Annotated in this window: 15 protein-coding genes; 6 read left to right on the forward strand and 9 right to left on the reverse strand. The window is 67.2% G+C overall.

Features of this window, described 5'->3' with window-relative positions; translation table 11 throughout:
• Positions 1-11: 11 nt before the first annotated feature.
• Positions 12-1,331, forward strand: coding sequence for a M20/M25/M40 family metallo-hydrolase (locus tag U1839_RS13880; protein WP_332804201.1), 1,320 nt, complete (start codon positions 12-14; stop codon positions 1,329-1,331).
• Between the two features lie 60 nt (positions 1,332-1,391).
• Here the strand turns inward: U1839_RS13880 and U1839_RS13885 are convergent, their stop codons facing one another.
• The 4 genes from U1839_RS13885 to U1839_RS13900 all read right to left on the reverse strand — a co-directional run bounded on the left by U1839_RS13885 (position 1,392) and on the right by U1839_RS13900 (position 3,966).
• Positions 1,392-2,282 carry an RcnB family protein gene (locus tag U1839_RS13885; protein ID WP_332804202.1) on the reverse strand — a complete coding sequence of 297 codons (891 nt, stop codon included), beginning with the start codon at positions 2,280-2,282 and terminating at the stop codon, positions 1,392-1,394.
• Positions 2,283-2,395: 113 nt separating this feature from the next.
• On the reverse strand, positions 2,396-2,878 hold the full coding sequence (msrC, locus tag U1839_RS13890) for a free L-methionine (R)-S-oxide reductase MsrC (protein ID WP_332804203.1): 483 nt from the start codon (positions 2,876-2,878) through the stop codon (positions 2,396-2,398).
• Positions 2,878-3,303, reverse strand: coding sequence for an alternative ribosome rescue aminoacyl-tRNA hydrolase ArfB (arfB, locus tag U1839_RS13895; protein WP_332804204.1), 426 nt, complete (start codon positions 3,301-3,303; stop codon positions 2,878-2,880). The genes msrC and arfB overlap by 1 nt, the downstream gene beginning before the upstream one ends.
• A gap of 12 nt (positions 3,304-3,315) precedes the next feature.
• The gene (locus tag U1839_RS13900) at positions 3,316-3,966 is read right to left on the reverse strand and encodes an RluA family pseudouridine synthase (protein WP_332804263.1); all 651 of its coding nucleotides are present in this window, start codon (positions 3,964-3,966) and stop codon (positions 3,316-3,318) included.
• A 48-nt stretch (positions 3,967-4,014) separates the two neighbouring features.
• On the opposite strand from U1839_RS13900, the gene U1839_RS13905 reads away from it, so the two are divergent.
• Positions 4,015-4,839 carry a M15 family metallopeptidase gene (locus U1839_RS13905; protein ID WP_332804205.1) on the forward strand — a complete coding sequence of 275 codons (825 nt, stop codon included), beginning with the start codon at positions 4,015-4,017 and terminating at the stop codon, positions 4,837-4,839.
• Here the strand turns inward: U1839_RS13905 and wrbA are convergent.
• Positions 4,829-5,431: an NAD(P)H:quinone oxidoreductase gene (gene wrbA, locus U1839_RS13910; RefSeq protein WP_332804206.1), complete on the reverse strand. Its 603-nt coding sequence runs from the start codon at positions 5,429-5,431 to the stop codon at positions 4,829-4,831. The genes U1839_RS13905 and wrbA overlap by 11 nt on opposite strands.
• A gap of 114 nt (positions 5,432-5,545) precedes the next feature.
• Positions 5,546-6,244, reverse strand: coding sequence for a pirin family protein (locus tag U1839_RS13915; RefSeq protein ID WP_332804207.1), 699 nt, complete (start codon positions 6,242-6,244; stop codon positions 5,546-5,548).
• A 75-nt stretch (positions 6,245-6,319) separates the two neighbouring features.
• Between U1839_RS13915 and U1839_RS13920 the strand changes: the two genes are divergently transcribed.
• Positions 6,320-7,258 carry a LysR family transcriptional regulator gene (locus tag U1839_RS13920; RefSeq protein ID WP_332804208.1) on the forward strand — a complete coding sequence of 313 codons (939 nt, stop codon included), beginning with the start codon at positions 6,320-6,322 and terminating at the stop codon, positions 7,256-7,258.
• A gap of 175 nt (positions 7,259-7,433) precedes the next feature.
• Positions 7,434-8,135, forward strand: coding sequence for a response regulator transcription factor CtrA (gene ctrA / locus U1839_RS13925; protein WP_281125644.1), 702 nt, complete (start codon positions 7,434-7,436; stop codon positions 8,133-8,135).
• A gap of 119 nt (positions 8,136-8,254) precedes the next feature.
• Here ctrA and U1839_RS13930 read toward each other — a convergent pair whose 3' ends face one another.
• The 3 genes from U1839_RS13930 to U1839_RS13940 all read right to left on the reverse strand — a co-directional run bounded on the left by U1839_RS13930 (position 8,255) and on the right by U1839_RS13940 (position 11,141).
• On the reverse strand, positions 8,255-8,563 hold the full coding sequence (locus U1839_RS13930) for a GIY-YIG nuclease family protein (RefSeq protein WP_332804209.1): 309 nt from the start codon (positions 8,561-8,563) through the stop codon (positions 8,255-8,257).
• A gap of 62 nt (positions 8,564-8,625) precedes the next feature.
• Entirely contained in the window at positions 8,626-10,275 is a 1,650-nt protein-coding gene (locus tag U1839_RS13935; protein WP_332804210.1) for an amidohydrolase, read from the reverse strand.
• Positions 10,272-11,141: an NAD(P)-dependent oxidoreductase gene (locus tag U1839_RS13940; protein WP_332804211.1), complete on the reverse strand. Its 870-nt coding sequence runs from the start codon at positions 11,139-11,141 to the stop codon at positions 10,272-10,274. Before U1839_RS13940 ends, U1839_RS13935 begins: the two co-directional genes overlap by 4 nt.
• 55 nt (positions 11,142-11,196) lie before the next feature.
• Here U1839_RS13940 and U1839_RS13945 point away from each other — a divergent pair, with 55 nt between their 5' ends.
• Together U1839_RS13945 and U1839_RS13950 are read left to right on the forward strand one after the other, a co-directional pair.
• Positions 11,197-12,435, forward strand: coding sequence for a threonine ammonia-lyase (locus U1839_RS13945; RefSeq protein ID WP_332804212.1), 1,239 nt, complete (start codon positions 11,197-11,199; stop codon positions 12,433-12,435).
• 217 nt (positions 12,436-12,652) lie between these two features.
• Complete coding sequence (locus U1839_RS13950) at positions 12,653-13,444, forward strand: arginyltransferase (RefSeq protein WP_332804213.1); 792 nt, start codon at positions 12,653-12,655, stop codon at positions 13,442-13,444.
• Positions 13,445-13,447: the final 3 nt, after the last annotated feature.

Below are 13,447 nucleotides of genomic sequence, written 5' to 3' on the forward strand. Positions count from 1 at the left end.
ACGATGCGAGCATGCGTATCCTGCTCCCGCTCGCCCTGTTCGCCACCCTCACCCCGCCGGCGCTCGCCAAGGAGCAGCCAGCGGCCCCGACACCCGATCCGGCGCACCTCAAGGCGACGGTCGAAAAGCTCGTCTCGTTCGGCACGCGTCACACGCTCTCGTCGCCCGACGATCCGGTGCGCGGCATCGGCGCGGCGCGGCGCTGGGCGGCGGGCGAACTGACCCGCCTCGCCGATGCGTGTAACGGCTGCATCACCGTCGCCAATATCGCCCGCACCTTCACCGGGCCGCGCGCGCCCAACGGCGTCGAAATCGTCGACGTGCTCGGTTTCCAGCAGGGGCTCGACCCCAAGCGCGTGGTCATCGTCGGCGCGCATATCGACAGCCGCGTGTCGGACGCGATGGACGCAACGCACGATGCGCCCGGCGCCAACGACGACGGCTCGGGTGTCGCGCTGGTGCTCGAGGCGGCGCGCATCCTGTCGAAGGAGAAATTCCGCGCGACGATCGTCTACGCGATCTTCTCCGGCGAGGAGCAGGGCCTCTATGGCGGGCAGCTGCTGGCCGAGACCGCGAAGCAGAAGAACTGGACTGTCACGGCGATGCTCAACAACGACATTGTCGGCAATACCATGGGTCAGAACGGCATCCGCGTCGCCGATCGCGTGCGGGTCTTTTCCGAAGGCATCCGCGCCTCCGAGGAGATGCCGCAACAACTCGCGCGCCGCGGCAATGGCGGCGAGGATGACGGGCCATCGCGTACCTTGGCCAAGACCGCCGATGAGGTCGCGCGCGGCATCCCCGGCGGCATCGACGTGTTCGTCGATCGCCGGCCCGATCGCTTCGGCCGCGGCGGCGACCATGAACCGTTTCTCAAGCTCGGCTTCCCCGCGGTGCGCTTCTCGGTCGCGGCGGAAAACTGGACGCAGCAGCACCAGGATCTGCGCGTCGAGAATGGCATCACGTACGGCGACACCGTCGACAAGATGGACTTCGCCTATCTCGCCAGGGTCACCGCGATCAACGTCGCGACGATCCGCCGCCTCGCCGCGGCACCCGCAGCGCCGTCAGGCGTGACGATCGCCGGCGCGTTGAGCTTCGACACCACGGTCAAATGGCAGCCGGTCGACGGCGCGGCCAGCTACCGCGTGCACTGGCGCCGTAACGACGCGCAGGACTGGCAGCGTTCGGTCGACGTGGCAGCACCGGCGACGAGCACGGTGCTCGTCAACACGCCGGTGGACGACAACTTCGTCGGCGTCGCGGCGGTCGCGGCCGACGGGTCGGAAAGCCTCGCGACCTTCGCCGGCCCCGAACCGCGCCAGCCCTGACGCAAAACCGGCGCCCCGCGATGCGCGGGACGCCGGCTCGATCATTCTTGCCGCGCTATCTCAGCGGCACCCGCATACGCAGGTGCAGCTCCGTCGCACCGGCGCACGCCAGCGATGCACCGGCCGCGCCACGCGGCGCCTTGCGACGTAGGTCTCGACATATTCGGTCGTCGTGGTGGTCACCACCGGCGCCGACTGGATCGTCACCACCGTGGTGGTCGCCGGGGGATAGTAAAAACCGCCCGCCGCATAGCCCGCGCCGCTCGAATAGCTGCGGCTGGTATAGCCGCCGCCCTGCTCGCCATAAACGACCTGAGCCGGCGGCGGTGGCGGCGGCGGCGCGTACCCGGCGCCATAGCCACCCTGACCGCCCTCGGCATAGGCATAGCCGTCATCCGCCTCAGCATAGCCGCCCTGTCCGCCCTGGGCGTAACCCGCGCCGTCCCAATCGACGCCGTTGACCGAGTCCCACACCCGGCCGCGCCCGTCGATCAGCACTGCATCGTCATAATAGCGCGACCACCCATAACCCGCCGGCGGTACAGCCAGGCCGAAGCTGGCATAGTCGCTGATATAGAAGGTCGGCGCGACCCAGTAGCGCGGCAGCGTCCAGCCGCGCGTCGGGCGCCGATAGGCGTTCCAGCCACCCGGCGCGTTGCTGCCGCCCGACCATTGGCCACCACCCGACCAATGGCCCCCCGACCATTGACCGCCGCCATGCGACGGCGGCGACATCACCGGCGGTCGTGGCTGCGGCGCGGGGTAGTTAGCGCCCGGATAGTGGCGCGGCATGGTCTGACCGCCACCGCTCTGCCATCCGCCCGTCATCTGACCGCCACCCATCACGACCTGGCCATTGCTCATCGGCGCCGGCACGAGTCGCTGCGCCTGCGCGGGCAAGGCGGCGCCGACGGTAACCATCGCGAGGCCAGCAATCATCAGGGTCTTCATGGTAAACGCTCCTCAACCGATCCGAACGAGCCTCGTGCGCCCGCCGGATACTTAAGAATTTCCTTACCATTTCGGACGCTTCGCGACGAGTCGCCGGGCTGTCCCGAATCGGATCAGGCGATCCTTGGCGCCAGCATCGCCACCAGCGCCTCGCACGCGGCGGCATCGATCGCGTCGAACCGTTCCGCACTCGGGCTGTCGAGATCGAGCACGCCGATCAGCCGCTCACCGATGACGATCGGCACGACCAGCTCCGACCGGCTCGCCGCATCGCAGGCAATGTGGCCGAGAAAGGCGTGGACATCGGCCACGACCTGCGTCGCGCGCGTCGCCGCGGCGGTGCCACACACGCCGACGCCCAGCGCAATCCGGATGCACGCCGGCTTGCCCTGAAACGGCCCGAGCACCAGCTCGCCATCCACCAGCCGGTAGAAACCCGCCCAGTTGAGATCGGGCAGATATTGCCACAACAGCGCCGCGGCATTGGCCATGTTGGCGACCGCATCGGGCTCGTCGGCGGTCAGCGCGTCGAGCGCTGCGTGCACATCGCGATAAAGCTCGTCCTTCGAGCCGGCGGAAACGTCGAACGCGTACATCAATCGATCCTTATCTTGCCGCGGCCAGCCTTGATCGAGGCGCGGCCTTTTTTCTCATCGACCCGCTTCGCCTTGGCCGTCCTGCTCGGCTTGGTCGGCCGGCGCTTCTTGGGCACGATCAGCGCTTCGCGGATCAGCGCGATCAGCCGATCGCGCACATCCTGTCGATTAAGCAATTGCGATCGGGCGCCCTCGCTGCGCAGCACCAGCACGCCGTCGCGCGTCATCCGCGAGCCTGCCAGTTCGACGAGCCGTTGCTTCACCGCGTCGGGCAGGCCCGGTGAGTTCGCCACGTCGAAGCGCAGCAGAACCGCGCTGTCGGTGGTGTTGACATGTTGCCCGCCCGGACCGCTCGAACGCGTGAAGCTCTCGTCAATTTCGTCGCTGTCGATCGAAATCGAGCGCGAGATGGGGATGGCGACCATGACCGACGCCGTTCAGTCCGCGCCGAACCCTGCGGCATTGAAATGCGCCGGGATCGGCGCCTCGGCGATGACCGGATCCTTGCCCACGCGCGGCACCGTCAACGACGCTGCGTGGAGCAGCATCGGCGTGCCGCCCTGACCATAGACCGGGTCGCCGACCACCGCGACGCCCAGCGCCTCCGCGGCATGGACGCGAATCTGGTGCGTCCGACCGGTCTCGGGCCGGAACTCGACCAGCGCGCGGCCGTCCTTGACCGACAACAGGCGCCACGCCGTCCGCGCCGCCTTGCCGGCCGGGTCGCCGCGCATCCGCCAGCCCTCCTCGCGCGTGCTGGTCTTGGCCAGCGCGAGGTCGATCATGCCTTCCTCGCCCTTGGGCACGCCTTCCAGCACCGCGAGATAGCGTTTCTCGACCAGCCCCTGTTCGAACGCCTGTTGCAATCGGGCGTGCGCCTTGGGGTTGCGCGACAGCAACAGGCAACCCGATGTGTCGCGATCGAGCCGGTGCACCGCCTGCGGCCAGCGCTTGAAGCCGAAGGTCAGACCGTCGAGATGGTTTTCGAGGCTGAGCGAGCCGTCGCGCGGCGGGTCGACGGGAAGACCGGCGGGCTTGTCGATGACGAGCGCCTCGCCGTCTATAAAGAGAACATGATTGGCGAGCATGCTCGCGCTCTTGCCACCGCGCGCACGCTCATGCCAGAGTTTCGACACATGACACGCAAACTGCGCCGCATCGTCAGGATCGCCGTGGTGTCGTTCGGCCTGTTGCCGGCGCTGACGCTGGCGGCCGATCCGCAGTTCCCCTGCCCCGACCAGATCGCCTGGGCCGGGCTGGACGGCCGCGTGTTCGGGCATATCCCCTATGCCGAGGCTGCGGCGAGCGATCTCGTCGCCGCGCCGGCCGGCTTCGGTATCGACCATCCCTGCTACGTCCAGCGCGACATGTTACCCGACCTGACGCGGCTGCTCGCCGCCGCCGAACAGGCCCCCGGCGTCGGGGACCGGCTGCGCGGCATATCGTGCTTCCGCGGCATCGCCCAGCAGCGCGCGGTGTTCTGCCGCGAGATCGGCGCCAACAGGCCTTGCCGCAACGCCGGCGAGCGCGCGCTGAGCGTCGCGCCGCCCGGCTATAGCGAACACGCCACGGGCTATGCGATCGACTTCGCGGTGCGACCTTCGCCGCGCTGCCACGATGTCGATCCGTGCATCGCCTCCACTGCGGCGGGGTTGTGGTTGCTGGCGCACGCGGCCGAATATGGCTTCGAACTGTCCTTCCCGGCCGGCAACGCCCAGGGCGTGACATGGGAGCCGTGGCACTGGCGCTGGGTCGGGGCGTCGATCCAGATGCCCGGCGCGGAGCGGGCGCGGGTGAATTTCACCCGCGCCCGCTCCTTTTTCCCGGCAAGGCCGGGGGTCAACGATGTGTGGGACTATTGGCTGATCCAGCCACGCCCCGTGGCCGCCGCACCAGCCCCACCGACCGCCGTTGGCGGCACGGTGAGCCCGGGCTTCGGCGCGTCCTCGCTCAGGCGCTGAGCTTGGCCGCGACTTCTGCGATACGACGCCCCTGATAGCGCGCGCCGTTGAGGTCGATCTCGCTGGGCTGACGGCTGCCGTCGCCGCCCGCCACCGTGGTCGCGCCATAGGGAGCGCCACCGACGATCTCGTCATTGTTCATCTGGCCCTGGTGGCCATAGTCGAGCCCGACGATCGTCAGCCCGAAATGGAGCAGGTTGGTGATGACCGAGAACAGGGTGGTTTCCTGCCCGCCATGCTGCGTCGCGGTCGATGTGAAGGCACCGCCGACCTTGCCGTGCAGCGCACCCGTCGCCCACAGCCCGCCGGCGGTATCCCAGAAGGATGCCATCTGGCTCGACATGCGGCCGAAACGCGTCGGCGTGCCGACGATGATCGCGTCATAGTGCTTGAGCGCGTCGGGGCCTTCGATCAGCGGATGCGCCGCGTCGGTCTTGAAATGCGCGGCAGCGACCACCGCCGGCGGCGCGGTCTCGGGAACGCGGCGGATGTCGACCTCGGCACCCGCCGAGCGCGCACCCTCGGCAACGGCATCCGCCATCTGCTCGATATGGCCGTAGGACGAATAATAGAGCACCAGAACCTTGGTCATCGTAAAATCCTTCTCTTTTTGACTCCCCTCCCGCGTGCGGGAGGGGCTGGGGGTGGGCGCCCGCTCGTCGCGGGCGGTAAGGTCAGGGGAGAGCAAGCACTCTCCCCGAACGGGTCATTCGGCGTCGACCAGCACGATCTCCGCATCCTCCAGCGCCGTGATGGTCACCGTCTGGCCACCATCCAGCGCCGCGCCGTCGCGCGCATCGAAGCGCACGCCGTCAATCTCGATCGCGCCCGTCGCCGGCACGAGATAGGCGTGCCGCCCTGCGCCGACGACGTGTTCCAGCGTATCGCCGGCCTTGACCGTCGCACCGAGCACGCGCGCGTCGGCGCGGATCGGCAAGGCGCCTTCGTCGTCGGCGAAACCCGACGCCAGCGTCACGAACCGACCGGTTCGCTCGTCCTTGGGAAAGGGCTTAGCGCCCCAGCTCGGCGACCCGCCGATCCGCTTGGGCTCGATCCATATCTGGAACAGCGTCGTGGTCTCGCCCTCGAGATTATATTCGGCGTGGCGCACGCCCGTGCCGGCGCTCATCACCTGCACGTCGCCCGCGCCGGTGCGACCCTGATTGCCCATCGAATCCTGATGGGTAATCGCGCCCGAGCGGACATAGGTGATGATCTCCATGTCGCGATGGGGATGCGGCGGAAAGCCCGATTTCGGGCCGATCTCGTCGTCGTTCCACACGCGGATGCTGCCCCAGCCGGTACGGGCCGGGTCGTGATAATCGGCGAAGCTGAAATGATGGCGGGCATTGAGCCAGCCATGGTCGGCATGGCCCAGGCTCGCAAAGCTGCGTTTCTCGATCATGGGAACCTCCTTGTTGTCGCCAAGATAGGCATTCCCGACATCGCGTAAATGGAAACAGTAGAAACTGATTGTTTCATGATCTATCGTCGCGGCATGGCCCGTCTACCCGATCTCGAAGCCTGGGCGATTTTCGCCAGCGTCGCCGAACACCGCTCCTTTTCCGGCGCGGCCGAGGCGATCGGCCTGTCCAAGGCGACCGTCTCCAAGGCGATCACCAGGCTCGAGGCCCATCTCGGCCAGTCGCTGTTCCATCGTACCTCGCGTCGTCTCGCGCTGACCGAGAGCGGCAAGGGGTTGGCCGAGCGCGCCGCGCGCATGCTCGCCGAGGCGCAAGCCGCCGAGGAAGCGGCGCATGACGCGGCAAGCGCGCCCGCTGGCATGATCCGCGTCGCCGCGCCGATGTCGCTCGGGTTGCTCGCGGTCGCCCCGGCAATCGCCGCCTTCCTCGCCGACCATCCCGGGATCGAGATCGACCTGCATCTGTCCGATGCACGCGTCGATATCGTCGCCGAGGGCTATGACGTTGCCCTGCGCATCGCCGCATTGCCCGACAGTTCGCTGCGCGCCCGCAAGCTCGCCGACATGCCGATGCATATCGTCGCCGCCCCGGCCTATTTCGCCGCGCATGGCCGTCCGACCCACCCGGCACAGCTCGGCGAGCATCGCTGCCTCGATTATACCAATGTCACCGGCCCATGGCGCTTCTTCGGTCCGGGCGGCGCGGAGGTGTCGGTGCGCCCGCGCGGGCCCCTTTCGACCAACAGCGGCGACGCGATGCTCCCCGCGCTGCGTGCCGGCCTCGGCATCGCCATCCTGCCCGAATTCCTCGTCGGCGCCGATCTCGCCGCGGGCACGCTCGAGGCGATCCTGACCGACTGGTCGCCGCCATCGGGCGCGCTGCATTTGATGACCCCGCCCGGCACATTGCGTCCGGCGCGCGTCGAGGCGCTGATCGACTTTCTCGCCGAGCGGCTCCGCAATCTGTGCGCCAAACGGTCCGAATTGCCGCGCTGACCCGCTCAGGTCGTGTAATTCCTTATACGTAGATTCCCTGCGACTCGTGGATTGAGGCCGGTTAGCGAAGAATTAACCTTTTGCGTTCATCACTCATGAGGTTAATAGATCATGCTTAGGTGCTGGGGCCGTGGGGGCATTCAGGCACCGCAAAACGACAGAGGGATACTGCCAGATGCGCGTGCTGCTGATCGAGGACGAGCCGACCACCGCCAAGGCGATCGAGCTCATGCTGACCACAGAAGGTTTCAACGTCTACACCACCGATCTGGGCGAGGAAGGCCTCGATCTCGGCAAGCTGTATGATTACGACATCATCCTGCTCGACCTCAACCTGCCCGACATGCACGGCTATGACGTGCTCAAGAAGCTCCGCGTCGCTCGTGTGCAGACGCCGGTGCTGATCCTGTCGGGTATCAACGAGATGGATTCCAAGGTGCGCAGCTTCGGCTTCGGCGCCGACGATTACGTCACCAAGCCGTTCCACCGCGAGGAACTCACCGCCCGCATCCATGCCGTGGTGCGCCGCTCCAAGGGCCACAGCCAGTCGGTCATCCGCACCGGCAAGCTGGCGGTCAATCTCGATGCCAAGACGGTCGAGGTCGATGGCAGCCGCGTCCACCTGACCGGCAAGGAATATGCGATGCTCGAGCTGCTGAGCTTGCGCAAGGGCACCACGCTGACCAAGGAAATGTTCCTCAACCACCTCTATGGTGGGATGGACGAGCCCGAACTCAAGATCATCGACGTGTTCATCTGCAAGCTGCGCAAGAAGCTCAGCCTCGCCTGCGACGGCGAGAATTATATCGAGACCGTGTGGGGCCGCGGCTATGTGCTGCGCGAACCCGACGACGTGATGATCACCGAAGTCGCCTGATTTCTTTCTGCCTCCGACACTTGAAGGGCCGCGGCACCGGGGGGCGCCGCGGCCGCTTTGTTTTTTTGGACCGTATCCGTCACCCCGGACTTGTTCCGGGGTCCAACGGCCCACGTGCGCTACCCCAACGGTGGCAAACCCAACCCCACCGCGAGATCGTTCCATTCAGGGTTAAGCCGCTCGATCAGGTTGCACTTCCACTCGCGCCGCCACTTCTTCATCGTCTTTTCGCGGGCGATCGCCGCATCCATCGTGTCGGCAATGTCGAACCACATCAGCTGCTTGATGTTGAGCCTTTTCGTAAAGCCGTCGAACGTGCCATCGCGATGCTGCATCACCCGACCGATAAGGTTCGACGTGACGCCGGTATTGACCGCACCGAAGCGGCCGTTGGACAGCAAATAGACGCACGGCGCCAACTCTCGCATGCGTTAACTTTCGCGGCTCGTTGGACCCCGGCACAAGGCCGGGGTGACGAAGGCAGAAGAGCTCACCGCGCCTCCCACACCTTCTCACCCCCGACCCAGGTCTGCTCCACCTTGGTCGCGCGCAGGTCGCTCGGCGAGGCCAAGGTCGGGTCGCGATCGACGATGATGAAGTCGGCGCGCTGCCCCGGCGCCAGACGGCCGAACTTGTCTTCCGCAAAGCCGGCATAGGCCGCATCGATCGTATAGGCGCGCCATGCCTGTTCGCGCGTCACGCGTTCCTCGGGGCGCCAGCCGCCATAGGGCTCGCCCTTGGCGTCCTGTCGCGTGAAGGCGGCGGCCCAGCCGGCAAAGGGATCGGGGCTCTCGACCGGAAAATCGGTACCGAACGCCAGCTTGCTGCCATTTTTGAGCATCGACGCCCAGGCATAGGCGCCGCCGAGCCGCGCCGGCCCGAGCCGCGCCTCGGCCATATGCATGTCGCTGGTCTGGTGCGTCGGCTGCATCGAGGCGATCGTGCCGTTCTGGCCGAAGCGCGGCAGGTCGGCCGGGTCGACGATCTGGGCGTGCTCGATCCGCCAGCGCCGGTCGCCCTTATAGGTCTGCGCCATCTCGTCGATCGCGCCGAGTACCTGCGCATTGGCGCGATCACCGATCGCATGGACCGCGACCTGGTAATGATCCATCGCCGCGCGGCTCATCAGGTTCTGCAGCACGGTGTCGGTCAGGAAACCCGCGCCGGTTTGCCCGGGTGCGTCGCTATACGGCGCCTTGAGCCATGCCCCGCGCGAGCCAAGCGCGCCATCGGCATAAAGCTTGACCCCGCCCATGTGCAGCCGGTCGCCATAGAGCCACGGCGTCGGCCCGGTGCCGCCGATCTGGACCGCGGTGTCGACGCCGTAAGCATAACTCATGATCCGTACCCGCAGCGAGCCGAGATCGCCGGCGCGGCGATAACTCAGCCAGTCGTCGAGCGAGGTGCCCATGTCCGAGGTCGCGGTGATGCCGAACGACAGCAGGATCGCCTGCGCCTTGAGAAAGGCGACGTCGCGCTCCTTGGGCAGCGGTTGCGGCACGACCCTGTTGACGAGTTGCTGCGCTGAATCGACAAACACGCCGCTGGGCGCGATGCCGGTCTTCTCGATCCGCCCGCCCGGCGGCGCCGCGCTCCTGGCGTTGACGCCGGCCGCCGCCATCGCCGCGCTGTTGGCCCAGCTGGCATGGCCGTCGGCGCGGCTCAGCCAGACCGGGCGATCGCTGACCACGGCGTCGAGATCGGCCGCGGTCGGGAAGCGGCCAAGCCCCCATTTCTCCTGGTTCCAGCCGCCGCCGACGATCCATTTGCGATCGGGGTTGGCGGCGGCATAGGCGGCGATCCGCGCCTTGGCCTCTTCGAGCGAATTCGTGTCGTGCAGATCGAGTTCGAGCGCGCGGAAGCCCAGTTCCATGACATGGCCGTGCGCATCGACGAAGCCGGGCAACAGCACCTTGCCGTGCATGTCGGCGCGCCAGTCGAGCTTCTCGGGCCGCTTGTCGCCCGAACCGAGCAGCCGCGTGACATGCCCGTCGAGTGTCATCAGCAGGCCGGTGAAATGCACCACCCGGCCCTCCTGATCGAGCGTCATGCCGTTGACATTGTCGACCAGCGCATCGGCGAGCGCGGGCGCCGGGACCAACGCGAGCGCCGCGACCGTGGCGAACAAGAGGCGCTTCATTTCGGCAGTCTCCGCACCAGCGAACTCGTGTCCTGGCGCGATCCGCCCATCTTCTGCACCTCGGCGTAGAATTGATCGACCAGCGCCGCGACCGGCAGCACCGCGCCATTCTGCTTGGCCTCGTCGAGCGCAAGCCCGAGATCCTTGCGCATCCAGTCGACCGCGAAGCCGAAATCGAAGCGGTCCTCGCTCATCGATTGCCAGCGATTGACCATCTGCCAGCTCTGCGCCGCGCCGCCAGAGATCGCCTCGAACACCTTGTCGAGATCGAGCTGGCTCGCCTGGGCGAAGCGCAGCGCCTCGCTTAGCCCCTGCAACACCCCGGCGATGGCGATCTGGTTGACCATCTTGGCCTGCTGCCCGGCGCCCGGCCCACCGACATGAACCGTCCGCGCGGCATAGGCTTTCACGATCGCCTCGGCGCGAGCGAACGCCGCCGGCGAGCGCGCACCGCACATGATCGACAACGCCCCCTTCTCCGCGCCGGCCTGCCCGCCCGAGACCGGCGCATCGACGAACTCGACGTCGAACTGCCCCGCTGCCTCGGCAAGGCTCCGCGAAATGCGCGCCGACACCGTCGTGTGGTCGATAATCATCGCGCCGCGCCCCAGCGCGCGGATCACCGCGTCGTCGCGCAGCAGCAGCGCATCGAGATCGGCATCGTTGCCCACGCAGGTGATCAGCACATCGGCGCCCTGCACCGCATCGAGCGCGCTTGGCGCCGCCTGCCCGCCATATTGCTTCGCCCAGGCGCTCGCCTTGGCCGGACTGCGATTGTAGACCGTGACCTGGTGGCCGGCGGTGACGAGATGGCCGGCCATGGGTGCGCCCATGACGCCGGTGCCGACAAATGCGATGTTGCTCATGGCCTCCGCGATAAGGCGTGTTTCTTCCCCGCGCCAGATGGTCTAGGCGCCGCGCATGGCTACCGACCCGCTCCCCGTCACCGCCCCCCTGCCCGTCTCGATCGACGATATCCGCGCCGCGCATGCGCGAATCCGCGATGCCATCGTCCGCACCCCGACGCTGATCAGCCGCACGCTGTCGGAGCTGACCGGCGCGACGGTCTATCTCAAGTTCGAAAACCTGCAGTTCACCGCCGCCTATAAGGAGCGCGGCGCGCTCAATACGCTGCTGCAACTGCCGGCAGGTACGGCGGGCGTGATCGCCGCCTCGGCCGGCAACCATGCGCAGGGTTTGGCCTATCATGCGAACCGCCTCGGCATCCCGGCAACGATCGTCATGCCGACCAATACCCCGACGGTGAAGATCACCCAGACTGAAGGGCACGGCGCCACCGTCGTGCTCGAGGGCGATACCTTCGACGCCGCCTATGCCCATGCCCGGCTGCTCGAAAAGGAGCGCGGCCTGACCTTCGTCCATCCGTTCGACGACATCCGCGTCATCGCCGGCCAGGGCACGGTGGCGATCGAGATGCTCGAGGACGTGCCGACGATCGACACCTTCGTCACGCCGATCGGCGGCGGCGGGCTGATCTCGGGCATGGCGACGGTCGCGCGCGCCTGGGACAAGCAGATCGAGGTCATCGGCGTCGAGGCGGAACTGTTCCCCTCGATGTACAACCGCATCAACGGGCTGAACATGCCGTGCGCCGGCGACACGCTGGCCGAGGGTATCGCGGTCAAGGAACCGGGCGTCATCACCGCCGGCATGGTCCGCGAGCTGGTCGACGACATCGTGCTGGTCAGCGAGCGCAGCCTCGAACAGGCGGTCAGCCTGTTGCTGCAGATCGAGAAGACCGTGGTCGAGGGCGCCGGCGCGGCCGGTCTCGCCGCGCTGCTCGCCTATCCCGAGCGCTTCAAGGGCAAGACCGTCGGCGTGGTGCTGTGCGGCGGCAACATCGACACGCGGCTGCTCGCCAACGTGCTGCTGCGCGACCTGGCACGCTCGGGCCGTCTAGCGCGCCTGCGCATCCGCCTGCAGGATCAGCCCGGCGCACTGTTCAACGTCGCGCGGATCTTCGACCAGGAACGCGTCAACATCATCGAGGTCTATCACCAGCGCGTCTTCACGACGCTGCCGGCCAAGGGCCTGATCACCGACATCGAGTGCGAAACCCGCGATCGCGCCCACCTCGACCGCCTGATGTCGGCGCTCCGCAAGGCGGGCTATGAAGCGAGTCCCGTCGAGCTGGCGTGACGAAAGGAATCCAGCGCGCGACGAACCGAGTCGCGCGCCCTTCGGCCGCACCGCTTCTTGCGCTATGATGACCGGCGCGCCCCAAGCCGGGTCTTTCGTCATCGAAAGCGGCGCGTTAACCCTCAATCATGGTAAAGCCGCTTTTCATCATGCGCGCGACGATTCATAACGTCCTCGCGCCGGCATTCGGCGCCCAGACACAGGGGGACCACGGGTAGTGACGGCGCCATTTCGCTTTCCACGTTTCTTCGTCACCAGCCCCGCCCCCTGCCCCTATTTGCCGGGCCGGCAGGAGCGCAAGGTGTTCACCGAGTTGCGCGGGCCGGGTGCCCCCGAACTCAACGATGCGCTCGGTCGGATCGGCTTTCGCCGCAGCCAGTCGGTCGCCTATCGCCCGAGCTGCGCGGGTTGCACCGCCTGCGTCTCGGTGCGCGTCGTCGCGGCGGATTTCGTCGCCAACGCGACCCAGCGCAAGCAACAGCGCCGCAATGCCGATCTCGACATTTCCGCCTGCCGCCCCTGGGCGACCGACGAGCAATATCAGCTGCTCCGCCGCTATCTCGCCGCGCGCCACCCCGGCGGCGGGATGACGGGCATGGACGAGGGCGATTATGCCGACATGGTCGAGCATTCGCCGGTCAATTCCTTCATCATCGAATATCGCGAGCCGTCGCGCCATGGCGAACTCGGCAAGCTGATCGGCGCCTGCCTGACCGATCAGCAGGCCGACGGCCTGTCGCTGATCTACAGCTTCTTCGACGCCGACAATGCCGAGCGCCCCGGCCTCGGCAATCTCATCATCCTCGATCACATTGCCCGCGCCCGCGCCGCTGGCCTGCCCTATGTCTATCTCGGCTATTGGGTGAAGGGGTCGGACCGCATGGCCTACAAGACCCGCTACAAGCCGATCGAGGTGCTCGGGCCATCGGGTTGGTCACTGCTGGTCGACGAAGAGGCGAGCTACCATCCGCCGGCCGAGAAATATGCCGTGATGGCGGCGGACGCCTGAATG

It is taken from the genome of Parasphingomonas halimpatiens (assembly GCF_036663795.1).
Lineage (GTDB): Bacteria > Pseudomonadota > Alphaproteobacteria > Sphingomonadales > Sphingomonadaceae > Sphingomonas.